Genomic DNA, 23883 nt, shown 5'->3' on the forward strand with positions numbered 1-23883 from the left:
CTTACCCTTGTCCGGTCATGAGCAGCGCACGCACCTACCAGGTCCGCACCTACGGGTGCCAGATGAACGTCCACGACTCCGAGCGGCTCGCCGGGCTGCTGGAGGACGCGGGCTACCTGGCCGCACCGGACGGCGAGCAGGCCGACGTCGTCGTCTTCAACACGTGCGCGGTGCGCGAGAACGCCGACAACAAGCTCTACGGCAACCTCGGCCACCTGGCGCCCGTCAAGGCCGCGCGACCCGGCATGCAGATCGCCGTCGGCGGCTGCCTGGCGCAGAAGGACCGCTCGACGATCACCCAGCGGGCGCCGTGGGTCGACGTCGTCTTCGGCACCCACAACATCGGCTCGCTGCCGGTGCTCCTGGAGCGGGCGCGCGTCCAGGCGGAGGCGCAGGTCGAGATCCTCGAGTCGCTCGACGTCTTCCCGTCGACGCTGCCGACCCGCCGCGAGTCGGCGTACGCCGCCTGGGTGTCGGTGTCGGTGGGCTGCAACAACACCTGCACGTTCTGCATCGTGCCGAGCCTGCGCGGCAAGGAGAAGGACCGCCGGCCCGGCGAGATCCTGGCCGAGATCGAGGCGCTGGTCGCCGAGGGGGTCTCCGAGATCACGCTGCTGGGTCAGAACGTCAACGCGTACGGCGTGGAGTTCGGCGACCGGCAGGCGTTCTCCAAGCTGCTGCGGGCGTGCGGCGACGTCGCGGGGCTCGAGCGGGTGCGGTTCACCAGCCCGCACCCCGCGGAGTTCACCGACGACGTCATCGAGGCGATGGCCGAGACGCCCAACGTGATGCCGTCGCTGCACATGCCGCTCCAGTCCGGCTCGGACAAGGTGCTCAAGGACATGCGACGGTCCTACCGGTCGACGAAGTTCCTCGGCATCATCGAGCGGGTCCGCGCGGCCATGCCGGACGCCGCGATCACCACCGACATCATCGTCGGCTTCCCGGGCGAGACCGAGGAGGACTTCCAGCAGACGCTGGACGTCGTTGCGCGGTCCCGGTTCGCGAGCGCCTTCACCTTCCAGTACTCCCAGCGGCCGGGCACCCCGGCCGCCACGCTGCCCGACCAGGTCGACCCCGCCGTCGTGAAGGACCGCTACGGGCGGCTCGCCGCGCTGGTCAGCGAGATCGCATGGCAGGAGAACCAGCGCCTCGTCGGTCGCACCGTCGAGCTCCTCGTCGCCGAGGGCGAGGGCCGCAAGGACACCGAGACCCACCGGCTCTCGGGCCGGGGCCCGGACAACCGGCTCGTGCACTTCACCCCGCCCGCCGACCTCGAGGTCCGCCCGGGAGACATGGTGACCGTCGAGATCACGTACGCCGCCCCGCACCACCTCGTCGCGGACACGACGCTGGACGTGCGCCGGACCCGTTCGGGTGACGCGTGGGAGGCCCGGACGTCGGCCCCGGCACCGGCAGGTGTCACGCTGGGCATGCCGACGGTCGGCGTACCCGCCCCGCTGCCGGACGCGCCCGCCTGCCGCTGACCCCCTCGGAGGACGCTGTGCCCGCTGACGCCCCCACGATCCTGGCGACCTCGGGGGGCTGGTCCTCCGACGACCGGCTGCGGTGGAAGGTCGGCCCGCTGACCGACCTCGCCGTCGAGCTGTCGGGTGTCAACGGCCGCGCCCCGCGGGTGACCTTCCTCGGCACCGCGTGCGGCGACAACCCCGTGCTCTACCACGAGTTCTACGCCGCCGCGCAGCGCCGCGGCTTCCAGGGATCGCACCTCCAGCTCTTCACGATGCCGAACGTCGACGACATCACCGCACACCTGCTGGCCCAGGACGTGGTGTGGGTGTGGGGCGGCAGCGTGGCGGGCCTGCTCGCGATGTGGCGCCTGCACGGCCTGGACGAGGCGATGCGGACCGCGTGGGAGGCCGGCGTCGTGCTCACCGGCGTCTCCGCCGGCTCGATCTGCTGGCACGTCGGCGGCACCACCGACTCCTTCGGCCCCGACCTCCGGCCGATCGACACCGGCCTCGGCCTGCTGCCGTGGTCCAACGGCGTGCACTACGACTCCGAGGACCAGCGGCGCCCGCTCTTCCACTCGCTCGTCGCCGACGGGACTCTGCCGGCCGGCTACGCCACCGACGACGGCGCCGGCCTGCTCTACCGCGGCACCGAGATGGTCGGGGCGTACGCCGAGCGCGCCGGCGCCGGCGCCTACTTCGTCGAGCCCGGCCCGGACGGGCGGGCCGTCGAGACCGAGCTCGAGGTCACCCGCCTCCGCTGACGTCAGACCTCGTCGTCGGAGCGCGGGTCCGTGCTGGAGTAGCCCGCCTTGGGCGGGAGGCCCCGGGGGTTGTCCTCGGGGTTGCCGACGGACTGCTCGGGCGGCTGGTCCGCGTGGGGGGAGTGCTCGTGGGGCGCGACGTCGCGCAGGCCGTCGGTGGCCTCCTGGCCGGGGCCGGCGTGGCCGACCCGCTCGCTGCTGACGCCCATGCCGCCGGCGGCACGCTCCGGGCCGCTCGAGCCGGGGGTCGAGCGCTGGAGCTCCTCGTCCGAGTCGTCGCGCGGGCTCATACCGGCGACTCCTCCTCGGGCTCGTCGGGCTCCCCGGTCTCGCCGTCGGCGCTCTCGGTCGCCTTGGTCGAGGTGTCCTCGCCGCCGGACATCTGCTCGACGAGCGAGTCCGGCACCTGGTCGTCCACGGCCGGGTTCTCGTCGGGCGTCAGGTCCGGGATCGCGACCGGCCCGGTGTCGGCGTCGATGGCGTCGACGCCGCCGGGATTGGGCTCGCCGGGCTCGATCTCCGGGTCGGGCATGGGGCCGAGATCGGACATCTACGCTCCTTCGAAGCCGAAAGTGGAGTACGCCGTCGTCGTACCCGCTCGCAGGCCCTCCAACACCGCCAACTCGTGCGGGACCACCGGGTCGGGCAGGTCGGCGAGCCGGCACCACCGCAGCTCGGCGGCCTTGGCGGCCTCGAGGATCCGCGGCTCGCCCGTCCAGGACCGGGCTGTGAAGAAGAAGTCGATCCGCTCGTCGATCGGCAGGTCGTGGCGGGTGCGCTGCATCGACGTGACGAACGTCAGGTCGAGGTCGGTGACGCCGATCTCCTCGCGCGCCTCGCGCCGGGCGGCGTCGACGGCGGTCTCACCCTGCTCCACGTGCCCGGCCGCGGCCGCGGCCCAGTGGTCGTCCATGTAGCCGGTGTTCGTGCGCAGCTGGAGCAGCACCTCGGTGGCGTCACCCTCCCCGCGCAGCAGGAAGACGTACGACGCCGGCACGACGACGAAGCGACCGTGGTGCGGGTCCTGGCTCACTCCGCGGTTCCGTCGTCGTCGCCGACGATCTCCTGGTCGTGCGGCGTGGCCTCGGCCTCGCCGAACTCGTCGTAGTGGGTGCCGGTGTCCTCGGACTCCTCGCCGGGCTCGGTGCCTTCGAACTCCTCCGGGTCGGGCTCCTCCTCGGGCGGCACGCCGTCGGTCTGGTCGAACTCGCTCATCACTGACCTCCGCTGTCGTCGGACGGCTCGTCGAGAGACGTCTCCGCATTCTCGTCCTGGCCGGCCACGCCCTCACCGGTGCGCTCGCCGGGCAGCTCGCTGCCGTGCTCGCCCGGCGGCGTGGTGTCGGTCGTGGGCGGCTGGTCCTGCTCCTCGGGGATGGGCGCGGTCATGCCTGTCAAAATAACCACATGCCGCCCAACCCACACGTGCCGACCGTGGCCGTGGTGGGCGCCACCGCCTCCGGCAAGACCGGGTTGTCGCTCGACCTCGCGGAGCGCCTCGGCGGCGAGGTCGTGAACACCGACGCGATGCAGGTCTACGCCGGCATGGACATCGGTACGGCGAAGCTGCCGGTCACCGAGCGGCGCGGCATCCCCCACCACCTGCTCGACACCCTGACGGTCCGCGACCCCGCCACGGTCGCCGAGTTCCAGGGCTGGGCCCGCGCCGCGATCGCGGACATCCGCGGCCGCGGCCGGGCGCCGGTGCTCGTCGGCGGCAGCGCGCTCTACACGCGCGCGATCCTCGACCGCTTCGAGTTCCCCGGCACCGACGATGCGGTCCGGCGGCGGCTCGAGGACGAGCTCGCGGAGGTCGGGCCGGCCGCGCTCCACGCGCGCCTGCGCGAGGCCGACCCCGAGGCGGCCGACCGGATCCTCGTCGAGAACGGCCGTCGTATCGTCCGCGCCCTGGAGGTCGTCGAGATCACCGGCCGGCCGTTCACCGCGTCGCTGCCCACGCTGGAGTACGCCGACCCGCACACGGTCCAGATCGGCGTCGACATCGACCGGCCCACCCTCGACGCCCGGATCGCCGAGCGCGTGGACGCGATGTTCGAGGCCGGCTTCGTCGCCGAGGTCGAGCGGCTGCTCGGCGAGGGCCTGGCCGAGGGCCGCACCGCGGGCCGCGCGATCGGCTACCGCGAGGTGGCGTCGTACGTCGCCGGGGAGATCACCCTCGACGAGGCGCGCGAGCGCACGGTCAACGCCACCCGACGGTTCTCGCGCCGGCAGGACTCGTGGTTCCGCAAGGATCCCCGCGTCGTCTGGATCCGCTTCGACGACCCCGACCTCGTGGAGAAGGCAGTCCGCGAGATCCACGGAGGAGACGCATGAGGACCACGTACTTCACCGCCACCACGCTCGACGGCTTCATCGCCGACGACCAGGACTCGCTCGCGTGGCTGTTCAAGCAGGACATCCGCGACGAGGGGCCGCTGTCCTACGCCACGTTCATCGCCGACGTCGGGGCGATGGCGATGGGCGCGACGACGTACCAGTGGCTCGTCGACCACCTCGCCGAGACCGGCGAGACGTGGATGTACGACATCCCGGCGTGGGTGTTCACCCACCGCGACCTCGAGCCGATCGGCGAGGGCATCACGTTCACCGCCGACCCGGTGCCCGCCGTGCACGCGGCCATGGCCGAGGCGGCCGGCGGCAAGGACCTCTGGGTCGTCGGCGGCGGCGACCTTGCCGGCCAGTTCGCCGATCACGGCCTGCTCGACGAGATCATCGCCTCGATCGCACCGGTGACCCTCGGGGCGGGCCGCCCGCTGTTCCCGCGCCGCTACGACCTCGAGCTGGTCGAGCACCTGCGCAACGGCGCCTTCATCTGCGCGAGGTACGCCGTTTCCGGCCCCCTGTGACGGGGCACGGAAGGTGATGCGCCGTCTCGGGACCCTCGTCGTACTGCTCGCGCTCGTCCTCGTCGCGCCTCCGGCCCACGCAGACAGGCAACCCGACAGGCAACCCGACAAGGAACCCGTCGCGACCGGGACCGGCGGGGCCGTCACCTCGGTCGACCCGAACGCCACCCGGATCGGCCTCCGGGTCCTCCGTCAGGGCGGCAACGCGGTCGACGCGGCGGTCGCCACCGCGGCGGCCCTCGGCGTGACCGAGCCGTTCAGTGCCGGCATCGGCGGGGGCGGCTACTTCGTCTACTACGACGCGGCGACCGGGGAGGTGCACACGCTCGACGGCCGCGAGACCGCGCCCGCCGCGATGCCCCGCGACGCCTTCATCGACCCGAAGACCGGCAAGCCCTACGACTTCACGCCGGAGCTCGTCACCAGCGGCGTCTCGGTCGGCGTGCCCGGCACCCCCGCCACCTGGCAGCGTGCCCTGGACCGCTGGGGCACGCGCTCGCTCGCCCGGACGCTGGAGCCCGCCGAGGCGCTGGCCCGGCGCGGCTTCCGCGTGGACGCGACCTTCCGGAGCCAGGTGAGGCAGAACCTCCAGCGGTTCCGTGCCTTCACCTCCACCCGCCAGCTCTACGGCACGCTGCCGAAGGCCGGGTCGACCTTCCGCAACCGCGACCTCGCCGACACCTACGACCTGCTCGCGGTCCGCGGCACGCGCCCGTTCTACGACGGCCGGCTCGCCGACCAGATCGTCCGCGCCGTGCGCAAGCCGCCCACGACGAGGCACACGAAGCTGCCGGTGCCCCGCGGGTTCATGGTCGCCCGCGACCTGAGGCGCTACCGCGTCGTCGACCGCGAGCCGACGCACGTGCAGTACCGCGGCCTCGACGTCTACGGGATGGCGCCGTCCTCCTCCGGTGGCTCGACGGTCGGCGAGGCGCTCAACATCCTCGAGCGCCACGACCTGGCCGCGGCCACGCCGGTCGAGGCGCTCCACCTCTACCTGGAGGCGAGTGCCCTCTCCTTCGCCGACCGCAGCGCGTACGTCGGCGACCCCGCGTTCGTCGACGTCCCGCTCGAGGAGCTGCTGAGCGACGACTACGCCGCCGACCGGGACGCCCACATCGACCCCGAACACGCGATGCCCAAGCCGGTGGACCCGGGCGTCGTCACCTCGGACACGGAGAACGTCGAGACCACGAACCTCACCGTCGCGGACCGGTGGGGCAACGTCGTCGAGTACACGCTCACCATCGAGCAGACCGGCGGCTCCGGCATCGTCGTGCCGGGCCGGGGCTTCCTGCTCAACAACGAGCTCACCGACTTCAGTCTGGAGTACGACCCGGAGGACCCGAACCGGATCGAGCCGCTCAAGCGGCCGCGGTCCTCGATGGCCCCGACGATCGTGCTCGCCGGTGGCGAGCCGTTCCTGGCCGTCGGGTCGCCGGGCGGCTCGACGATCATCACCACGGTGCTCCAGATCCTCGTGAACCGGCTCGACCTCGGCATGACGCTGCCCCGGGCGATCGCCGCGCCGCGCGCGACCCAGCGCAACACGGAGGTCGTGCTCGGCGAGAGCCGCTTCATGCGGCGCTACAGCGGCCCGTTGGAGAGGCTGGGCCACGAGCTGGCGACCTATGAGGACATCTTCACCGGCACCGACGAGATCGGCGCCGCGACCGGCATCGAGTTCGGGCCCGGCGGGCTGCTGACGGCCGTCGCGGAGCCACGGCGCCGCGGCGGCGGCGCGGCGCAGGTGGTCACGCCGGTACCGTAGAGGGGTGCCGACCGCCCCTCGCCGAGAAACGGCCGCGTGGACCGAGATCTCGACCGTCGACGAGCTCGTCGGCCTGCTCGGCGAGCCCAGCGCCCGCGCCCGGGACAAGAGTCGCGCGGCGCTGCTCGACGTCGACCGAGCCTGGCTGTCCGCGTCGCCGTTCTGCGTGCTGGCCACCGCGTCGTCCGACGGCCGCTGTGACGCCTCCCCGAAGGGCGACCCCGCGGGACAGCTCGTGCACGTCATCGACGACACGACGATCGCGATCGCCGAGCGCCCGGGCAACAGGCGGGCCGACGGCTACCGGAACATCCTCGCCAACCCGCACGTCGGGCTGAACTTCCTCATCCCCGGCCGCGGCGACACGCTCCGGGTCAACGGCCGGGCGCGGCTGGTCGGCGATGCTCCCTTCTTCGACGAGATGGTGGTCAAGGGCCACCGCCCGATCCTCGCGATCGTGGTCGAGGTCGAGGAGGTCTTCTTCCACTGTGCCAAGGCGTTCCTGCGCTCGGGCCTCTGGAGGCCCGAGACCTGGGACCCGAACGGCGTCGTGCCGCGGCGCGCGGTGGTCGCGCATGACGTCGAGCCGAGCGGCCTGACCCTCGAGCAGCTCGACGAGTACTACCGGCCCGAGAACTACGAGAAGGGCATGTATGCCTGACTATCCGTTCCTGAAGGGGCACGGCACCGAGAACGACTTCGTGCTGCTGCCCGACCACGACGGCACCGTCCACGGCGACCTCGACCCGGCGCGGGTGCGCGCGCTGTGCGACCGGCGCGCCGGCATCGGCGGCGACGGCGTGCTGCGCGCGGTGCGCGACGGCGACCTGTGGTTCATGGACTACCGCAACTCCGACGGGTCGACCTCGGAGATGTGCGGCAACGGCATCCGCGTGTTCGCCCGGTACCTGGTCGAGGAGGGCCTCGCCGACCCGTCCGAGCCGATCCCGGTCGGCACCCGCGACGGCGTGAAGACGCTGACGGTCGACGGCGACCTGATCACCGCCGACATGGGGTCGCCGGTGGTTTTGGGCGAGACGAACGTCGGGGTGCCCGGCCACACGTGGGTCGCGCGGCACGTCGACATGGGCAACCCGCACGCGGTCGCCTTCGTCGACTCCCTCGAGGACGCCGGTCCGCTGCTGGACGCTCCGGAGCACGACCCCGCGACCTACCCCCAGGGCGTGAACGTCGAGTTCGTGGTCCGGCGCGGCGAGCGCCACGTCGCGATGCGGGTGCACGAGCGCGGGTCGGGGGAGACCCGCTCGTGCGGCACCGGCGCCTGCGCGGTCATGGTCGCCGCGGCGGTCGCCGACGGCCTCGGCCCCGGCTCGGCGTACCGCGTCGATGTCCCCGGCGGCACCCTCGCCGTGACGTGGACGGAGGACGACCGCGTGCTGCTGACCGGGCCGGCCGTGATCGTCGCGCGCGGGACCACCTCACTCTGACAGTCCCACTGTGAGCATGGCTATGCTGCGAGCCATGGACATCAACGGAGCCAGTGCCATCGTCACGGGGGCTGCGTCGGGCATCGGTGCCGCTGCCGCCCGCCAGCTCGCTGCCCGGGGTGCGGTCGTGGTCGTCGCCGACCTCCAGGCCGACAAGGGTGAGGCACTCGCCCAGGAGATCGGGGGTGTCTTCGCCCAGGTCGACGTCACGGACACCGACCAGATCAAGGCCGCGGTGGACGCCGCCGCCGACATCGCTCCGCTGCGCGCGGTCGTGAACTCGGCCGGGATCGGCTGGGCGCAGCGCACGATCGGCCGCGACGGCGAGTTCGACTCCGCGCACGACCTCGCGGCGTTCTCGAAGGTGATCGCGATCAACCTGATCGGCACCTTCGACGTGACCCGCCTCGCCGCGACCGCGATGAGTCGCAACGAGCCCGACGCGGACGGCTGCCGCGGCGCCATCTGCAACCTCGCGTCGGTGGCGGCCTTCGACGGCCAGATCGGTCAGGCGTCGTACTCCGCCTCCAAGGGCGGCGTCGTCGGCATGACCCTCCCGGTCGCCCGCGACCTCGCCGCGTCGGGCATCCGCCTCAACACCGTCGCCCCCGGCCTGATCGACACCCCGATCTACGGCGAGGGCGAGGCCGCCGAGGCGTTCAAGGCCAAGCTGGGGGAGAGCGTGCTGTTCCCCAAGCGCCTCGGCGTCCCGGACGAGCTCGCCAGCATGGTGGTCGAGTGCATCACCAACAGCTACATGAACGGCGAGGTCGTCCGCGTCGACGGCGGCATCCGGATGCCTCCGAAGTAGTCGGACGGCTCACGCCGGGTGAATGGGCGGGGGAGCCCAGGCGCTGAGGTCGACCACCCGGTCGGCCCGCGCGGCGGCCTCCTCGACCAGCCGGGCGTTGGCCTGGTCCACCCGCTCGACCCACGCCCGCGCCGCGTCCGGTGACTTGCCGAACCGCACGTGCCGGGCCACCAGCCGCTCCACGCGCACCGCCTCGTCGGTCACCACGTGCCAGACGAGGTCGAGCTGCTCGCGCACCGCGCGCCAGCGCGGCTGGTCGAGCAGCAGGTAGTTCCCCTCGGTCACGACGGTCCCCGACGGCGGGATCCAGAGGGCGCCGGCGAGCGGCTGCTCGAGGTCGCGCTCGAACATCGGCGCCACCACCTCGGGCTCGCCGCGCCGCACCCGGCCGAGCAGCGCGGCGTACCCCTCGGCGTCGAAGGTGTCGGGTGCGCCCTTGCGGTCGCGGAGCCCCCGGCGGAGGAGCTCGACGTCGGCGTAGTGGAAGCCGTCCATCGGGACCACGGGGAGGCCGAGGTACGCCGCCAGCGTGCTCTTCCCGGCGCCCGGAGCGCCCGTGATGCCGAGCAGCCGGACGCCGGCCGGGACGTCGGGAGTCGCCTCGGGAATCGCCTCTGGAATCACGGAGGGAATCACGGAGGGAAGGTTATGCGTTGGTACAGGCAGATGACTGAAACGTACGCTGTGCCTCATATGACGAACGCCGAACCTGACTTCGACCTCGAGGACGAGCTCGAGGCGACCGAGGACTGGGACTCCGACGACGACTCCAACGACGAGTCGGACGAGTTCGAGTCCGGCTATGCCGACGAGCCCGACCCCGAGGACCTCACCACCGGCGCGATGGACCTGGCCGAGCGCCACCAGCTCCGCCGGGTCGCGAGCCTGCGCACCGAGCTCGAGGACATCACCGAGGTCGAGTACCGCCAGCTCCGCCTGGAGCGCGTGGTGCTCGTCGGGGTGTGGACCGAGGGCACGGTCGAGGACGCCGAGAACTCGATGGCCGAGCTCGCGCTGCTCGCCGAGACTGCCGGCTCCGAGGTGCTCGACGCGATCTACCAGCGCCGGCAGTCGCCCGACCCCGCGACCTACATCGGTCGCGGCAAGGTCGAGGGCCTCGCGGAGATCGTGAAGGCGAGTGGCGCCGACACCGTGATCTGCGACGGCGAGCTCGCACCCAGCCAGCTGAGGAACCTCGAGGACCGCACCAAGGTCAAGGTCGTCGACCGGACCGCGCTGATCCTCGACATCTTCGCCCAGCACGCGAAGTCCAAGGAGGGTCAGGCGCAGGTCGAGCTGGCCCAGCTGAACTACATGAAGCAGCGCCTGCGCGGCTGGGGTGGCAACCTCTCCCGCCAGGTAGGTGGCCGGGTCGCCGGCGGCGCCGGCATCGGTGGCCGTGGCCCCGGTGAGACCAAGATCGAGACCGACCGGCGACGGATCAACACCCGGATCGCCAAGCTGCGCCGCGAGCTGCGCGAGATGAAGGGGACCCGCGACACCAAGCGCCAGGAGCGCCGTCGCCACCACATCCCCAGCGTCTCGATCGCGGGCTACACCAACGCCGGCAAGTCCTCGCTGCTCAACCGGCTCACCGACGCCGGCGTGCTGGTGGAGGACGCGCTGTTCGCGACGCTCGACCCGACCACCCGGCGTACCACCACCGCCGACGGCCGCGTCTACACGATGAGCGACACGGTCGGCTTCGTCCGGCACCTGCCGCACCAGCTCGTGGAGGCGTTCCGCTCCACGCTGGAGGAGGTCGCCGACTCCGACCTGATCCTGCACGTCGTCGACGGCTCGCACGCCGACCCCGAGGGCCAGCTCTCCGCGGTCCGCGAGGTGTTCGCGGAGATCGGGGCGGGCGACGTGCCCGAGCTGGTCGTCATCAACAAGGCGGACGCCGCCGACCCGATGGTGATCGCCCGGCTCCAGCGCAACGAGCCGCACTCGGTCGTCGTCTCGGCGAAGACCGGCGAGGGCATCGCCGAGGCGCTGCGGGTCGTCGAGAGCGAGCTGCCCCGGCCGGGCGTCGAGTTCAAGGCGCTGCTGCCCTACGAGCGCGGCGACCTGATCAACCGCCTGCACCAGCACGGCGAGATCGAGTCGATGGAGCACACCGGCGAGGGCACGATCGTCGTCGGCCGGGCCAACGAGGACCTGGCCGGCGAGCTGGCGGCGTACGCCGTCTGAGCCGCCGTGGCCGATTCATCACGGTAGGCAGGTGAATCGGCGCTCCCCGCGGCGTACCCACTGCGGGGAGTGCCAACTCCGCTGCCTACCGTGATGAATCGGCACCGCGTGCCGAGGAGCCGTCCCGCGCGGATTTCTTGCGGGCAGGTCACGACTCCGCAACAACGCCGGTGGCGGCGGCGACCCGACCGCATCATGGTCGCGTGGTCCTCCCGGGGGTCGCGGGCACGGGCTCGCGCTGGTCTGTACGTCGGCGTACCGTCGCGCTCGGCACCCTGCTGGTCCTGCTGCTCGCCGGCACCCTCGTGCTGCAGGTGGCCGACCGCGCCCGGGCGAGCGCGGACCGCTGCGAGACCTACAGCGCCGAGTCCCGCCAGCGCGCGGCCGAGGTCACCGGGTCGGGGCAGCGCGTCGTCGTCATCGGCGACTCCTGGTCCGCCGGGCTCGGCCTGGAGCGGCTGTCCGGCTCCTGGCCCTCGCGCCTGGACGGCGCGGTGCACGTGGCCGGCTTCTCCGGCTCCGGCTTCAGCGCTCGCGCGAGCGGCTGCCGCCGGGTCTCCTTCGCCGAGCGGGCGCCCGCCGCGCTGCGGGCCGGCGCCGACCTGGTCGTGGTGGAAGGCGGGCTCAACGACTACGACCAGCCCGACGCCGACATCCGCGCCGGCTTCGCCCGGCTGATGCACCAGCTCGACGGCCAGCGGGTGGTCGTCGTCGGTCCCGCCACCGCTCCGTCGCGCGCCGCGCAGGTGCCCCGCGTCGACGCCCTCCTCGCCGAGTTGGCCGCCCAGCAGGGCGTCCCCTACGTGCGTACGTCGGGCCTGAAGCTGTCCTACCTCGACGACCGGCTGCACCTCACCGCCGAGGGCCATGCGGCGTTCGGCGACTTCGTCTCGGACGCGATCCGCGGGCTCGGCTCCTGACCAGGTCCTAGGATCCTCGTGCGACCCGTGGCAGGCCGATGACGACGCCTACGTGCAGGGCAAGCTCGACCTGCTGGAGAAGTACGGGCTGAAGGTCTTCGCGATCTCCAACCACCTCAAGGGCCAGGCCGTCTGCGACGACCCCATCGACGCCCGGCACGAGGCGATCCTCTCCTCCAGGATCTGGGGCGACGGCGACCCCGAGGGCGTCCGGCAGCGGGCGGCCGAGGAGATGAAGATGACGGCGCGTCTCGCGCAGCGGCTGGGGGTCAAGACCGTCGTCGGCTTCACCGGCTCCGCGATCTGGAAGTACGTCGCGATGTTCCCGCCGGCGACGGAGGAGATGGTGGCCGCGGGCTATCGCGACTTCGCGGACCGCTGGAACCCGATCCTCGACGTCTTCGACGAGTGCGGCGTGCGGTTCGCGCACGAGGTGCACCCGTCCGAGATCGCCTACGACTACTGGACGACGGTCGCGACCATGGAGGCGATCGGGCACCGCGAGGCGTTCGGCCTCAACTGGGACCCGTCGCACTTCGTGTGGCAGGACCTCGACCCGGTCGGCTTCCTCTGGGACTTCAAGGACCGGATCTACCACGTCGACTGCAAGGACGTGAAGCTGCAGGTCGGCAACGGCCGCAACGGCCGGATGGGCTCGCACCTGCCGTGGGCCGACCCGCGCCGCGGCTGGGACTTCGTGTCCACCGGCCACGGCGACGTGCCGTGGGAGCAGTGCTCCCGGATGCTCAACACCATCGGCTACGACGGCCCGATCTCGATCGAGTGGGAGGACGCCGGCATGGACCGCCTGGTCGGCGCGCCCGAGGCCCTGGAGTTCGTCCGCGAGCTGGCCTTCGACGCTCCGGCGGCGGCGTTCGACGCCGCGTTCAGCACGAAGGAGTGACCGCGGCGGAGTGACCCCGGCGGAGTGACCCCGACAAGGGCCTGTGCACCAGCCACGGCGGGTGGGGGTGGGCGCCGTTAGGGTTCTCCAGTGCCCGAGCCCCCCCAGGATTCACCGAGCGTGACAGAGCTGCTCAGCACCGCGGTGGCGGCGCTGGGCGGGCAGGAGCGCGCGGGGCAGGTGGCGATGGCCGAGGCGGTCACCGCGGCCATGGAGGACGGGCACCACCTGCTCGTCCAGGCCGGCACCGGCACGGGCAAGTCGCTGGCCTACCTGGTGCCTGCGCTGCGGCACCGGGAGCGGGTCGTGGTGGCCACGGCGACGCTCGCGCTCCAGCACCAGCTGGTCGAGCGCGACCTGCCGCGGCTGGTCGAGGCCGTGAAGGACAGCGGCGTCGACGCCAGCTACGCCGTGCTCAAGGGCCGCTCCAACTACGCCTGCCTGCACCGCATCCGCGAGGGCGTGCCGGACGACCAGGGGGCGCTCGTCGAGCTGCCCGAGGGCTCCCTCGGCAAGAAGGTGCTCGAGTTGCGCGCGTGGGCCGAGGAGGAGGCCGAGGACGGCGGCACCGGCGAGCGCGACAACGCGCCCCGGCACACCGACAAGGAATGGCACCAGGTCAGCGTCAACCACCGCGAGTGCCTCGGCGCGGCCAAGTGCCCGTTCGGCCAGGAGTGCTTCGCCGAGCGCGCCAAGGAGAAGGCGCACCGCTCCCACCTGATCGTCACCAACCACTCGCTGCTCGCGATCGACGCCATCGAGGGCGTCCCGATGATCCCCGAGTACGACGTCGTGGTGATCGACGAGGCCCACGAGCTCACCACGCGGGTGACCCAGGCGGCCACCGACGAGCTGTGGGCGGCCGAGGTCGAGCGCGCGGCCAGGCGCAGCCAGCGCCACGTCGACGGGTCCGAGGCCGACGACCTCGCCGACGCCGCCGACGCGCTGCGCGCCGCGATCGCCGACGCGCGGCCGGGTCGGTTCGACCGGATCCCCGCGGACCTCGCCGACGCCCTGGTGCTGGTCCGGGACGCGGCGCGGGCGTGCCTCTCGGCGTACCCCAAGTCCACCGAAGACTCGGACGCCGCGATGCAGCAGTCCAAGGGCGCCGTGCAGGAGGTGTTCGCGACCGCCGACCGGATGGCGGCCGACCTGACCTCCGACGTGCTGTGGATGAGCGAGGGCACCGAGCGGATGCCGCCGCGACTGTGCGTCGCGCCGCTCCAGGTGTGGGGCCCGATGCGCGACAAGCTGCTCACCGACAAGACCGTGGTGTTCACGTCCGCGACGCTCAAGCTCGGCGGCGACTTCCGCACGGTCGCGACCAGCGTCGGCCTCAAGCCCGAGGACACCGAGATGCCGTGGGAGGGCCTCGACGTCGGCAGCCCGTTCGACTACGGCAAGCAGGCGATCCTCTACGTCGCCAAGCACCTGCCGGCGCCGGGCCGCGACGGCCTGGTGAAGGCGCAGCTCGACGAGATCGTCGAGCTGGTCGACGCCGCCGAGGGCCGCACGCTCGGGCTCTTCTCCAGCCGTCGCGCCGCCGAGGCCGCGGCCGAGGTCGTGCGCGAGCGGCTGCCGCACCTCACCACGCTCGCGCAGGGCGACGCCCAGCTCCCCGAGCTCGCCGCGCAGTTCGTCGGCGACCCGCACACGATCCTCTTCGGCACGCTCAGCCTCTGGCAGGGCCTCGACGTGCCCGGCGACACCTGCCAGCTGGTGCTCATCGACCGGATCCCGTTCCCGCGCCCCGACGACCCGCTGCTGAGCGCGCGCCAGAAGGCCGCCGACGAGGCGGGCGGCAACGGCTTCATGCAGGTCGCCGCGACCCACGCCGCGCTGCTGCTCGCGCAGGGCGCGGGTCGCCTGGTCCGCACCCACACCGACCGCGGTGTGGTCGCGGTCCTCGACCCGCGCCTCGCGACGGCGAGGTACGGCGGGTTCCTGCGCGCCAGCCTGCCGCCGATGTGGTCCACCACCGACCCCGCGGTGGTGCGCCAGGCGCTCAAGCGCCTGGCCGCGACCGCTACGCCCTGAACGTCACCTGAACGTCACCTGACCGTCACCGCAGCGCGCTCGCCCGCACCCGGAGCTGGCGGCCGTCGTCGAGCGAGGACCCCTGGCAGGAGTACGGCCCGCTGGTCCAGCAGTCGTAGCTGGTACCGGCGTTGGCGAGCGTCACCTCGACGTACCTCACCTTCGACGACCCGAACGCCACCGTCGTCCCACGGGTCGGAACCTGCGCGACCTGGACCCGGCCGGACTTGAGCACCACGAGCGCCACCGCGACCGACGCGGCCGACGGCAGGCCGACCGTGAGCTTGAGCTTCCCCGAGGTCAGCCCGCTGCCGGGGACGAAGCGGACGGTGGCGGCGGAGAGGTGCTCGAGCGTCCAGGACTTCCAGCCGCTGTCCCTCTTCGACGAGGTCAGCTTGTAGGTGCCGGCCGGGCCGACGCTCGGGTAGCCGTTGCCGGCACCCTCGTCGTAGGACAGGCGGGGCACCCGGTTCGCCGACGCGAAGTAGCCGAACGCCGTCGGGAACGAGACACCACGATCGGCGAGTACCCGCTCGATGGCCTGCATCGAGTAGTCGTCGTCCGCCTCCCCGGCAGCGTCGGCGCGCTCCCACATCTCCCGCACCAGCACGGGCATGCCGCCCTCGGCCTCGTCGAGCTCCTCGGTGAGGAAGCGGAAGAAGATCCACTCGCCGTACTGCTCGCCCTCGGCGCTGTAGCTGTCGAGCGGCCGGCCCGGCCGGGTCAGCGGGCTGTTGTGGAGGTACTGGACGTTGTCGTCGACGTCGTCGTACAGCTCGTCCTCGGCCCAGGTCGCGGTCGCCTCCAGGAACCAGCTGTCCTCGAAGGCGTCGTAGGCGTACTGGATAGCGTGGAAGTACTCGTGCGCCGCCGTCACCTGGAGGTTCTCGACCGGGGTGTTGGTCGGGAACTGGGACCTCGTGTAGTCGTTGTCGAGCACGCAGTACGCCCAGAGGTCGTACGACGTCGACGTGGTCGGCTGATCGCTCGTGCAGTAGCCGTAGAGGTTCTCCGCCCCGGTGTCCTCGAGGTAGATGTCGGTCTTCGCGTTGCCGCCGGCGACGCCGTCGGGCTTCGGCATGCGGTAGCCCGCGGTGAGATAGACCTGCCGGACCCCGTCGACGGTCTCGATGACCGTGTCGACGTAGTCGGGGATGTCGTTGCCGTCGCGGTCGGTGTCGACCACGGCGTGCTCACCGGTGGTCGCCCAGTGGTAGCAGTTGCTGGCCGTGCACACGCTGGCGTCCGCGGCGGGTCGCGCGAGCAGCTCCGCGGCGACCTTCTGGTCGGCCGCGGACAGCCCGTCCTGCTGCCGCCAGAGCTCCAGCAGCGTCATCGACGCGTCCCGCGACCCGCCCTCCCCGGAGAACAGCGCCTGCGCGTCGGCCAGGGCGGCACGGGCGGCGGTGGAGGAGGGGCGGGCCTTACCCTCGGGGGCGGCAGGCAGGGCCGAGGCCGTGCCGGCGGCGAGGCCGACCACGACGGTCAGCGAGGCCAGCACGGGCACGAGGCGGGTGCGTAGAGTCATGGCAACATCCAACCGGCCGCCGATCGGCCGTGCCCTGGTTTCCGTGGAACTAGCGGAGGGCGATTGCGCGCACCCGGAACGGCAGGTCGTCGTCGGCGGGACGGCCCTGGCACGACCACGAGGTGCCCTGCCCGCAGCTGCGGTAGCGCACGCCCGCGTTGGCCAGCGTGACCTCGACGCGGGCGACGCCGCGGTCGAAGGGCACCTTCACGACGGCGTTCCCGTTCGCCTTGAGCGACGGGGTGAGCGAGATCGTCGTCGCCCGGCCCGAGGCCGGGTGGACCGTGGCGACCGCGCCGGAGCCGCGGGTGGTGGGCGGCAGATCGAGCGTGAGCCGCAGGGTGCGCGCGGCGAGGCCGGGCGCCCGGTTGAACCGGATGGTCGCCGCGCTGAGGTGGTCGACCACCTTGGTGATCGGGCCCGACGCGCGCCGGGCGGCCGAGAGGTCGACGGTGCCGGCGAGCCGCGCGGTCGGGTAGCGGGACGCCCGCCCCTCGTCGTACGAGACGCCGGGCTGGCGGTTCGCCGCGGCGAAGCGGGCCCAGGTCCCGCGCAGGCCGCCGCCGTGCGCGGCGAGCACGTGCTTGACCGCCCGGATCGAGTAGTCGTCCGGCCCGTCGGCGGAGCCGTCCGCCCGCTCCCACATCTCGCGCACGAGGACCGGCAGGTCGCCCTCGGCGTCGGGGTGGCGCTCGGTGAGGTAGCGGAAGAAGATCCAGCCGCCGTAGACCCGCAGGCCGGCGTCCTTGTCGAGCGGCACGGCCGGCTGCTTGAGCGGGCTGGAGCGGAGGTACTGCACGTTGTCGTCGACGTCGTCGAAGACCTCGTCCTCGGCCCACGTCGCCGTGCTCTCCATGAACCAGACGTCCTCGAGGTAGTCGTAGGCGAACTGCACGGCGTGGAACAGCTCGTGCGCGGCGGTGACCTGGAGGTTCTCCAGCGGGGTGTGGCTCGTGAACTCGCGGTAGTCGTTGTCGAAGGCGCAGTACGCCGGCGCGTCCCACGGGCCGTCGCCGGTCGGCGCGGAGTCCGTGTCGCAGTAGCCGTAGAGGCCCTGGCCGCCGAGGTTCTGCAGGTAGATGTCCAGCAGGTCGTTGCCGCCGCGGGTGCCGTCGGACTTCGGCGCGCGGTAGCCGGCGGCGGCGTAGATCTCGAGCACCTGCTCCGCGGTCGCGGCCACCTGCTCGACGTACGCCTGGGTCGCGCGGCCGGCGCCGGTGGTGAACCAGTGCACGCACACCGTGGTGAAGCACTGCTGACGGTTCTGGCCGGGTCGGGCGAGCAGCGCGGCCGTGCGGGAGCGCTGGGCGCCGTCGAGGTCGCTCAGCTCGAGGCGGAGCTCGCGGCGCTCCATGGTGTCGAGCCCCGGACCGGTGCTGCCGCGGACGACGTCGGCCTGCGCCGGCACGGCGCTGTGCGCCATGACAGGGGCGAGGACGGCCACGGCGAGCAGGCCGACCAGGACGAGGAGGGAGCGACGCACCCGGCCATTAGAGCAGGGAGCGCCCGTCGAACCCCTGTCGAGGCGCCCCCACCCGGAAGAACGACGCCACCGTCGGAGCGACGTCGACGGTGCGCACGACCCGCGACGACACCGTCTGCTTGGGTACGGCGCGGTGGCCGCCGCCGATGAAGAACGGGATGGAGCGGGTGGCCGGGTGCCCGTGGTTGCCGGGGATCGGGTTCGCGGTCACCGGGTCGGGGTCGCTGAACCGCCAGCCGGCCTGGCAGAACACCACGACGTCGCCCGCCTCGGGCCCGAGCCGCAGCCAGTCGGTGCGCCGGTCCCAGGCGGCGAGCACGCCCTCGGTGCCGCGGGCGATCTCGCGCATCCGCGCGACCGCCTTCGTCCGCTGGCGCGCGGGACCGGTCCAGTAGAGGAGGTCGGCGCCGCCGTTGTCGGCGATCTGCACGTGGCCGGCGAGCAGCGGGTCGGCCTCGAGCGAGGCGGACAGGCTGATCACCCGGTCCGGCGTGGACCAGTCCATCGAGTGGTCGGCGAGCACGACGACGATCGCGTCGTCCCACTGGCCGCCGGCCTTCAGGGCGTCGATGAACCGCTGCACCTCGCGGTCGGTGTCGGCGAGCGCGCTCTGCCGCGCGACCTGGAGCGAGGTGCCGGTGAGGTCGGCGTGGCCCATCCGGTCGATGTCGCCGAAGTTCACGAACATCAGGTTGGGGTCGAACTCGTCGAGCATGGCCAGCGCCGCCTCGACCGTGAAGGCGTCGGGCGCGTGGCCGCTGACCGGGACGATCGGCGCCGGCTCCCAGCGGTGGGTCGCCCGGCCGCCGAACACGCCGTAGAGGTAGGACTTGCTCAGCACGGTGCCGGTGGTCAGGCCGTGTCGGTTGAGCCGCTCGATCACGGTGTCGCTGCGGATGTCGGAGGCGCGGTCCATGTCGCGCACCTCGCCCAGCTCGCGGTCGAAGATCGCGTTCGCCGGCACGCCGCTGCGGTCCGGGCGGACGCCGGTCATCATCATCACGTGGTTGGGGATGGTCTCCATCACCGGCATCGACGACGCCTGCGCGAAGCGCAGCCCGCCGTCGCGCAGCGCCGCGAGGTTGGGCGTCAGCACGCTGTCGATCTCGTCCGGGCGGCAGCCGTCGATCACGAGCACGTAGGCCCGCTTGCGGCTGCGCTGCGCGGCGTACGCCGGAGCGCCGGCGACGGTGGAGAAGACCAGCCCGGTGGCGCCGGCGGTGAGGAACGTGCGGCGGTCGGTCCGCCAGGACCGGCTCACACCGGCTCCTGGACCTGCTCGACCCGGCCGGTGCCGGTCTCGGTCGCGTAGGAGACCGACCAGGTGATCTCGGTGTCGCGGACCGCGCGGTCGCCGATGACGTACCAGTCCATCTGCGCGCGCTCCGGCGTCAGGTCGAGGACCGAGAAGCCGTGACTGTCGAAGTCGAGGTACTTGATGTGGCGGTTGTTCGCCTTGATCATCTCCTCCACCGCGACGCTCGTGGTCCGGGGCGGGTTGCCGGTGATGTCCTTGAGGTTGTTCGACGTGACCGACGAGCACACGAACTCGACGCCGGCGGACGCGCCGGCCGGATAGGTCGACGCGTCGTACGGGAGCTCGCAGGCCCACCCGGAGTGGATGTCGCCGGTGACGAACAGCGCGTCGGTGATCTGGTGGTCGCGGATGTGCTGGAACACCTCGCGCCGGTCGTCGGTGTAGCCGTCCCACTGGTCGACGTTGTAGGGCAGGCCGTCCTTGGGGAGGAGGCCGGTCACGTCGTTGATCGGGTCGAGGACCACGTCGGGGAGGGTGCCGAAGTCGACGGGAGCGATCATGACGGGGTTGCCGATGACCTTCCACTGCGCCCGGCCACGGGTCAGGGAGTCCTTGAGCCACCTCATCTGCTGGCGGCCGGTGATCGTGCGGCCCGGGTCGCTCACATCGCCGTCGGGCACCGGCGCCGGCTGGGGGGCGGGGCTGCTGACCTGGGCGTCGCGGTAGCTGCGCAGGTCGAGCATGCTGATCTCGGCGAGCCGGCCGAACCGCAGCCGCCGGAAGAGCCGGTCGCCGTCGCGCAGCCGCGCGGTGCCGTCCATGCGCACCGGCATCCACTCGTCGTACGCCCGGTGCGCCCGGGCCCGGCGCAGGCTGTAGGGGCCCTCGCCCTGGTCCGGGTTGTGGTTCTCGGCGCCGTCCTTGTACTGGTCGTTGGTGACCTCGTGGTCGTCCCACGTGATGATCCACGGGTACTTCGCGTGCAGCGCCTGGAGGTCCGGGTCGGCCTTGTACTGCGCGTGCCGCTGCCGGTAGTCGTCGAGCGACACCATCTCGCGGGCGGGCACGTGGCTGCGGATGTCCTCGTTGTCGAAGCCGTAGCCGTACCCGCCGGGGCCGTACTCGTAGAGGTAGTCGCCCAGGTGCAGGACCGCGTGCAGGTCGTCGCGCGCGGCCAGGCCGCGGTAGGCGCTGAACCAGCCGGCCTGGAGGTTCGCGCAGGAGACGACGCCGAAGCGCAGGTGGTCGGGCTCGGCGTGCACCGCGGGGGCGGTGCGGGTGCGCCCGACCGGGCTGGTCACGCCGGCGCAGCGGAAGCGGTAGTGGTACCACGTCGCCGGCGACAGCCCGGTCACGTCGACCTTGACGGTGTGGTCGCGCCGCGGGCCGGTCACGAACGTGCCGCGGCGGACGACGTCGCGGAACTCCGGGTCGCGCGCGACCTCCCACGTGACGTCGACCTTCGCCGTGATCGCGCTGACGCGGGTCCAGATGAGCACGGCGTCCGGCAGCGGGTCACCGGACGCGACGCCGTGGGCGAAGATCCGCCTGCGGGCGGCCGCGGCGAAGGACTCGGGCGTCGAGGGGACGGCGAGGACCGCGGTCCCGGCGGCAGTGGTGCCGAGGACGGTGCGGCGGCGTACGGGAAAAGGGGTCGTCACGCCTCACTCAACGACGACGGTCTCCTGGGGTTCTGCTCGTTCACGCGGTGTTCTTCTGCGCCGGAGGCGGTCGAGCGGGACCCGGCCCAACGGGACGCGGTCCAGTGCCTGGGCGATCACCCAGGCGGCGAGGATGACCAGCCAGCCGACGACCGCGTCGATCACCCAGTGGTTGCCGGTGCCGATGATGACGACGGTCGTGCCCACCGCGTAGACCCAGCCGAGCACGCGCACCCCGTGGCGGGTGGCGTAGAGCTGGAGGGCGAGCGCCACCCACAGCGCCCAGCCGGCGTGCAGGGAGGGGAACGCCGCCAGCTCGTTGGTCAGCCCGCCGAGTCCGCGCGGGGCGCTGGCGTCGGCTCCCCACCAGCCGTCGGCGGAGTGCAGGCTGAGCACGTCGACGTACCCGGTGATGAACCGCGGGGGAGCGGTCGGCATCGCGATGTAGCACAGCAGCCCGATGAAGGTGCCGATCACCAGCGCGCGACGGGCCGGTCCGTAGCGGTCGGCGCCGAGGCGCCAGAGCCAGACCAGGATCGCCAGCGTGACGACGTAGTGGAGGCTGGCGTACCAGTAGCTGGCGATCAGGCCGATCGGGGGGTGGTGCACGAAGATGTTGTTGAGTGGGATCTCCCAGTGGATGCCGAGTCCCTGCTCCAGATGGAGCAGCTCACGCGAGCGGCCCAGGGCCGGGCCCATGCTCGTGTCGGCGACCAAGCGGGCCAGGCTGTAGAGGATCCACAGCACGAGGATCAGGAGTGCCTCCAGGCCGGCGCGCGCCCATCCCGGGAGGGCCCGGGGCCGCACGGGGGCCGGCGCTGTGCTCACAGCACCAGCCTCGTTCATGCACCCTCCCCGAGGAATCCGGGAAGCACCCGGAATCGACACCAGGGTCTGCTCAGGTGTCTCCCCGATCGCACGGGAAAGGTCAGACCCGGCGCAGCACAGCCGTCACTTTACCGAGAATCGTGGCGTGCGTGCCGTCGATCGGATCGTAGGCAGGGTTGTGCGGCAGCAGCCACACATTTCCGTCCTTGCGCTGGAAGGTCTTGACCGTGGCCTCGTCGTCGAGGAGCGCGGCGACGATGTCGCCGTTGGACGCCGTCTGCTCGCGGCGGACCACGACGTAGTCACCGTCGCAGATCGCCGCGTCGATCATCGAGTCGCCGCGCACCTCGAGCAGGAACAGCTCGCCGTCGCCGACCAGCTGCTTGGGGAGGGGGAACACCTCGTCGTAGGTCTCCTCGGCGAGGATCGGGCCGCCGGCCGCGATCCGGCCCAGGAGGGGGACGTACTGCGCCGAGGGCCGGGCGTCGCCGATGCCGGTCTCGTCGACCGTGCTCTCCTCCGCGCTCGAGATCGCACGGCGGGCCGCCATCACCTCGGGCAGGAAGACCTCGAGGGCGCGGGGCCGGTTGGGGTCGCGCTTGAGGAAGCCCTTCTCCTCGAGCACCTTGAGCTGGTGGGCCACGCTCGAGGAGCTGGTCAGCCCGACCGCCTCGCCGATCTCGCGCATCGAGGGCGGGTAGCCGCGCTTCTCGATGCAGTCCTTGAGGTGCGCGAGGATCCGCTGCTGGCGCGGGGTGAGCCCCGTGGCGTCCGGGGGGCCGTCGGGGAGCTCCGAGACCTTCTTGCTCGTGGACTTCTGGGTGGCCATGGGGTGACGGTAGTCCTCCAGACCGCCCGGGTTCAAACATCTGTTCGAACGGCGTGTCGTGCGAACGCGTCGGGAGACGGTTCGAACAAATGTTCGTGTCGCTGCTTGCGTCGTTCGAACACCTGCTCTACCGTCGTACACACGTTCGAATCGAACACCTGATCGAGAGCCCGGTCCAGACCGGTCCCGCGGGACTGTCGGTGGCCGCCTCTAGAAAGGTCGCAGGACGAACGACCGGCCACCTACTTCCCCAGGAGCCCACGATGAGCACCACGATGACGATGTCGACCGTCAACCCCGGCTATGCGACCAACCACACCCCCGCCGTCCGGCTGACCCGCCGCGGACGACTGGTGGTCCTCGCGGCCGCCCTGATCGCGGTGCTCGCCGTCGGGTTCCTCCTCGCCTCCGGCTCCGTCGCGACCGACGAGCCGGGCACGCCCGAGCCCACTCGGGTGGTGCTGGTCGGTGCCGGAGACACCCTGTGGGGGATCGCCTCGGACCTGGCCGACGACGGCGACGTGCGCGCGATGATCGACCGGATCTCGAAGCTCAACGCGCTCGACTCCGGCATGGTCGTCGCCGGTCAGAAGCTGGTCGTCCCGGTCGACTGACGCCGGTGGTCGAAGGCCACCGCACAACTACAGACTTCGCCCGGCCGCCTCGACCCCGGCCGGGCGAAACCGGGGAAGACGAGGGGCGGGACTCTGCGCGAGTCCCGCCCCTCGCGGCGTCTCACGGGCCGCTAGTGGGAGGCGCGACGGCCACCGACCGGCCGCGGCTCGTCGCTGGGGCTGCTCGGCGCCTGGGTGATGCCGAGGCGGCGGGTCACCCGGGCCACGAGCATCAGCCCGACGAAGAGGCAGGCCACCGCGCCGGCGGAGGCCAGCGCCAGGAACCACCACGCCGCGTCGTTGCCGCTGCGCGCGGTCGAGCCGAAGTCGATGGCGGCGTACACGAGGTAGCCCCAGGCGACGACGCAGGCGGTGATGCCCAGCGCCAGGAGCAGCAGCGCGGGCTGGAACCGCTTCTTGCGGCGGGGTCCACGTCTCGACCCAGCGCGCTTGCCTCCCGTCGAACCCGCCACGGGGACCATTGTCCCCGATGGCT

The 23883-nt window shown here is 72.2% G+C and carries 26 protein-coding genes; 13 read left to right on the forward strand and 13 right to left on the reverse strand.

Annotated elements, in window-relative coordinates; translation table 11 throughout:
• Positions 1-17 precede the first annotated feature (17 nt).
• Both miaB and ACYQ0U_RS14005 read left to right on the forward strand, forming a co-directional pair.
• Positions 18-1487 (forward strand): tRNA (N6-isopentenyl adenosine(37)-C2)-methylthiotransferase MiaB, encoded by a 1470-nt coding sequence (gene miaB, locus ACYQ0U_RS14000; RefSeq protein ID WP_459973887.1) that lies wholly within the window; start codon positions 18-20, stop codon positions 1485-1487.
• Positions 1488-1504: 17 nt separating this feature from the next.
• Positions 1505-2236 (forward strand): Type 1 glutamine amidotransferase-like domain-containing protein, encoded by a 732-nt coding sequence (locus tag ACYQ0U_RS14005; protein ID WP_459973888.1) that lies wholly within the window; start codon positions 1505-1507, stop codon positions 2234-2236.
• 2 nt (positions 2237-2238) lie between these two features.
• Here the strand turns inward: ACYQ0U_RS14005 and ACYQ0U_RS14010 are convergent, their stop codons facing one another.
• Genes ACYQ0U_RS14010 through ACYQ0U_RS14030 form a run of 5 tightly spaced genes read right to left on the reverse strand, consistent with a single transcriptional unit; the run spans position 2239 to position 3624 of the window.
• Entirely contained in the window at positions 2239-2526 is a 288-nt protein-coding gene (locus ACYQ0U_RS14010; RefSeq protein WP_459973890.1) for a hypothetical protein, read from the reverse strand.
• The gene (locus tag ACYQ0U_RS14015; RefSeq protein ID WP_459973892.1) at positions 2523-2786 is read right to left on the reverse strand and encodes a hypothetical protein; all 264 of its coding nucleotides are present in this window, start codon (positions 2784-2786) and stop codon (positions 2523-2525) included. Before ACYQ0U_RS14015 ends, ACYQ0U_RS14010 begins: the two co-directional genes overlap by 4 nt.
• Complete coding sequence (locus tag ACYQ0U_RS14020; RefSeq protein WP_459973893.1) at positions 2787-3269, reverse strand: NUDIX domain-containing protein; 483 nt, start codon at positions 3267-3269, stop codon at positions 2787-2789.
• Entirely contained in the window at positions 3266-3451 is a 186-nt protein-coding gene (locus ACYQ0U_RS14025; protein WP_459973895.1) for a hypothetical protein, read from the reverse strand. Before ACYQ0U_RS14025 ends, ACYQ0U_RS14020 begins: the two co-directional genes overlap by 4 nt.
• On the reverse strand, positions 3451-3624 hold the full coding sequence (locus ACYQ0U_RS14030) for a hypothetical protein (protein WP_459973897.1): 174 nt from the start codon (positions 3622-3624) through the stop codon (positions 3451-3453). Before ACYQ0U_RS14030 ends, ACYQ0U_RS14025 begins: the two co-directional genes overlap by 1 nt.
• An 18-nt stretch (positions 3625-3642) precedes the next feature.
• Here ACYQ0U_RS14030 and miaA point away from each other — a divergent pair, with 18 nt between their 5' ends.
• From miaA to ACYQ0U_RS14060, 6 genes are read left to right on the forward strand one after another with little or no spacing between them, the layout of a single operon-like run.
• Positions 3643-4569 (forward strand): tRNA (adenosine(37)-N6)-dimethylallyltransferase MiaA, encoded by a 927-nt coding sequence (gene miaA, locus ACYQ0U_RS14035; RefSeq protein WP_459973900.1) that lies wholly within the window; start codon positions 3643-3645, stop codon positions 4567-4569.
• Complete coding sequence (locus ACYQ0U_RS14040; protein ID WP_459973902.1) at positions 4566-5102, forward strand: dihydrofolate reductase family protein; 537 nt, start codon at positions 4566-4568, stop codon at positions 5100-5102. The genes miaA and ACYQ0U_RS14040 overlap by 4 nt, the downstream gene beginning before the upstream one ends.
• Positions 5103-5118: 16 nt before the next feature.
• Positions 5119-6873: a gamma-glutamyltransferase gene (gene ggt, locus ACYQ0U_RS14045; RefSeq protein ID WP_459974026.1), complete on the forward strand. Its 1755-nt coding sequence runs from the start codon at positions 5119-5121 to the stop codon at positions 6871-6873.
• A 4-nt stretch (positions 6874-6877) separates the two neighbouring features.
• A complete protein-coding gene (locus tag ACYQ0U_RS14050) occupies positions 6878-7534 on the forward strand; it encodes a pyridoxamine 5'-phosphate oxidase family protein (protein ID WP_459973905.1) in 657 nt (218 codons plus the stop codon).
• Entirely contained in the window at positions 7527-8321 is a 795-nt protein-coding gene (dapF, locus tag ACYQ0U_RS14055) for a diaminopimelate epimerase (RefSeq protein WP_459973906.1), read from the forward strand. Before ACYQ0U_RS14050 ends, dapF begins: the two co-directional genes overlap by 8 nt.
• A gap of 34 nt (positions 8322-8355) precedes the next feature.
• Entirely contained in the window at positions 8356-9132 is a 777-nt protein-coding gene (locus ACYQ0U_RS14060) for an SDR family NAD(P)-dependent oxidoreductase (RefSeq protein ID WP_459973908.1), read from the forward strand.
• Positions 9133-9141: 9 nt separating this feature from the next.
• On the opposite strand, the gene ACYQ0U_RS14065 is transcribed toward ACYQ0U_RS14060, so the two are convergent.
• Positions 9142-9768, reverse strand: a complete 627-nt coding sequence (locus ACYQ0U_RS14065) for a nucleoside/nucleotide kinase family protein (RefSeq protein ID WP_459973910.1) — start codon at positions 9766-9768, stop codon at positions 9142-9144.
• A gap of 57 nt (positions 9769-9825) precedes the next feature.
• Here ACYQ0U_RS14065 and hflX point away from each other — a divergent pair, with 57 nt between their 5' ends.
• The 4 genes from hflX to ACYQ0U_RS14085 all read left to right on the forward strand — a co-directional run bounded on the left by hflX (position 9826) and on the right by ACYQ0U_RS14085 (position 15186).
• A complete protein-coding gene (gene hflX / locus ACYQ0U_RS14070) occupies positions 9826-11325 on the forward strand; it encodes a GTPase HflX (RefSeq protein ID WP_459973911.1) in 1500 nt (499 codons plus the stop codon).
• A 203-nt stretch (positions 11326-11528) separates the two neighbouring features.
• Positions 11529-12245 carry an SGNH/GDSL hydrolase family protein gene (locus ACYQ0U_RS14075; RefSeq protein WP_459973913.1) on the forward strand — a complete coding sequence of 239 codons (717 nt, stop codon included), beginning with the start codon at positions 11529-11531 and terminating at the stop codon, positions 12243-12245.
• Positions 12246-12297: 52 nt separating this feature from the next.
• A complete protein-coding gene (locus ACYQ0U_RS14080) occupies positions 12298-13149 on the forward strand; it encodes a sugar phosphate isomerase/epimerase family protein (RefSeq protein WP_459973914.1) in 852 nt (283 codons plus the stop codon).
• Between the two features lie 90 nt (positions 13150-13239).
• Positions 13240-15186, forward strand: coding sequence for an ATP-dependent DNA helicase (locus ACYQ0U_RS14085; RefSeq protein ID WP_459973916.1), 1947 nt, complete (start codon positions 13240-13242; stop codon positions 15184-15186).
• Between the two features lie 25 nt (positions 15187-15211).
• On the opposite strand, the gene ACYQ0U_RS14090 is transcribed toward ACYQ0U_RS14085, so the two are convergent.
• From ACYQ0U_RS14090 to lexA, 6 genes are all read right to left on the reverse strand, one after another.
• Complete coding sequence (locus ACYQ0U_RS14090; protein ID WP_459973918.1) at positions 15212-16714, reverse strand: MXAN_6640 family putative metalloprotease; 1503 nt, start codon at positions 16712-16714, stop codon at positions 15212-15214.
• A 49-nt stretch (positions 16715-16763) separates the two neighbouring features.
• On the reverse strand, positions 16764-18197 hold the full coding sequence (locus ACYQ0U_RS14095) for an MXAN_6640 family putative metalloprotease (protein ID WP_459973920.1): 1434 nt from the start codon (positions 18195-18197) through the stop codon (positions 16764-16766).
• Positions 18198-18204: 7 nt separating this feature from the next.
• Positions 18205-19458: an alkaline phosphatase family protein gene (locus ACYQ0U_RS14100; protein ID WP_459973922.1), complete on the reverse strand. Its 1254-nt coding sequence runs from the start codon at positions 19456-19458 to the stop codon at positions 18205-18207.
• Positions 19455-21116, reverse strand: a complete 1662-nt coding sequence (locus ACYQ0U_RS14105) for an alkaline phosphatase D family protein (RefSeq protein WP_459973923.1) — start codon at positions 21114-21116, stop codon at positions 19455-19457. Before ACYQ0U_RS14105 ends, ACYQ0U_RS14100 begins: the two co-directional genes overlap by 4 nt.
• A gap of 3 nt (positions 21117-21119) precedes the next feature.
• Complete coding sequence (locus tag ACYQ0U_RS14110; protein WP_459973924.1) at positions 21120-21944, reverse strand: phosphatase PAP2 family protein; 825 nt, start codon at positions 21942-21944, stop codon at positions 21120-21122.
• Between the two features lie 100 nt (positions 21945-22044).
• Positions 22045-22773 carry a transcriptional repressor LexA gene (lexA, locus tag ACYQ0U_RS14115; RefSeq protein WP_459973925.1) on the reverse strand — a complete coding sequence of 243 codons (729 nt, stop codon included), beginning with the start codon at positions 22771-22773 and terminating at the stop codon, positions 22045-22047.
• A 263-nt stretch (positions 22774-23036) separates the two neighbouring features.
• On the opposite strand from lexA, the gene ACYQ0U_RS14120 reads away from it, so the two are divergent.
• Positions 23037-23387: a LysM peptidoglycan-binding domain-containing protein gene (locus ACYQ0U_RS14120; RefSeq protein ID WP_459973926.1), complete on the forward strand. Its 351-nt coding sequence runs from the start codon at positions 23037-23039 to the stop codon at positions 23385-23387.
• A 131-nt stretch (positions 23388-23518) separates the two neighbouring features.
• Here ACYQ0U_RS14120 and ACYQ0U_RS14125 read toward each other — a convergent pair whose 3' ends face one another.
• Positions 23519-23860 carry a hypothetical protein gene (locus ACYQ0U_RS14125; RefSeq protein ID WP_459973927.1) on the reverse strand — a complete coding sequence of 114 codons (342 nt, stop codon included), beginning with the start codon at positions 23858-23860 and terminating at the stop codon, positions 23519-23521.
• Between the last annotated feature and the right edge of the window lie 23 nt (positions 23861-23883).

This window comes from Nocardioides pyridinolyticus (assembly GCF_054653575.1).

Excerpts from the sequence above, each read along its gene's own strand:
- miaB (WP_459973887.1), top strand. The coding sequence starts at position 18 with ATGAGCAGCGCACGCACCTACCAGGTCCGCACCTACGGGTGCCAGATG.
- ACYQ0U_RS14010 (WP_459973890.1), bottom strand. The coding sequence starts at position 2,526 with ATGAGCCCGCGCGACGACTCGGACGAGGAGCTCCAGCGCTCGACCCCC.
- ACYQ0U_RS14015 (WP_459973892.1), bottom strand. The coding sequence starts at position 2,786 with ATGTCCGATCTCGGCCCCATGCCCGACCCGGAGATCGAGCCCGGCGAG.
- ACYQ0U_RS14025 (WP_459973895.1), bottom strand. The coding sequence starts at position 3,451 with ATGAGCGAGTTCGACCAGACCGACGGCGTGCCGCCCGAGGAGGAGCCC.
- ACYQ0U_RS14030 (WP_459973897.1), bottom strand. The coding sequence starts at position 3,624 with ATGACCGCGCCCATCCCCGAGGAGCAGGACCAGCCGCCCACGACCGAC.
- miaA (WP_459973900.1), top strand. The coding sequence starts at position 3,643 with ATGCCGCCCAACCCACACGTGCCGACCGTGGCCGTGGTGGGCGCCACC.
- ACYQ0U_RS14040 (WP_459973902.1), top strand. The coding sequence starts at position 4,566 with ATGAGGACCACGTACTTCACCGCCACCACGCTCGACGGCTTCATCGCC.
- ggt (WP_459974026.1), top strand. The coding sequence starts at position 5,119 with ATGCGCCGTCTCGGGACCCTCGTCGTACTGCTCGCGCTCGTCCTCGTC.
- dapF (WP_459973906.1), top strand. The coding sequence starts at position 7,527 with ATGCCTGACTATCCGTTCCTGAAGGGGCACGGCACCGAGAACGACTTC.
- ACYQ0U_RS14060 (WP_459973908.1), top strand. The coding sequence starts at position 8,356 with ATGGACATCAACGGAGCCAGTGCCATCGTCACGGGGGCTGCGTCGGGC.
- hflX (WP_459973911.1), top strand. The coding sequence starts at position 9,826 with ATGACGAACGCCGAACCTGACTTCGACCTCGAGGACGAGCTCGAGGCG.
- ACYQ0U_RS14090 (WP_459973918.1), bottom strand. The coding sequence starts at position 16,714 with ATGACTCTACGCACCCGCCTCGTGCCCGTGCTGGCCTCGCTGACCGTC.
- lexA (WP_459973925.1), bottom strand. The coding sequence starts at position 22,773 with ATGGCCACCCAGAAGTCCACGAGCAAGAAGGTCTCGGAGCTCCCCGAC.
- ACYQ0U_RS14120 (WP_459973926.1), top strand. The coding sequence starts at position 23,037 with ATGAGCACCACGATGACGATGTCGACCGTCAACCCCGGCTATGCGACC.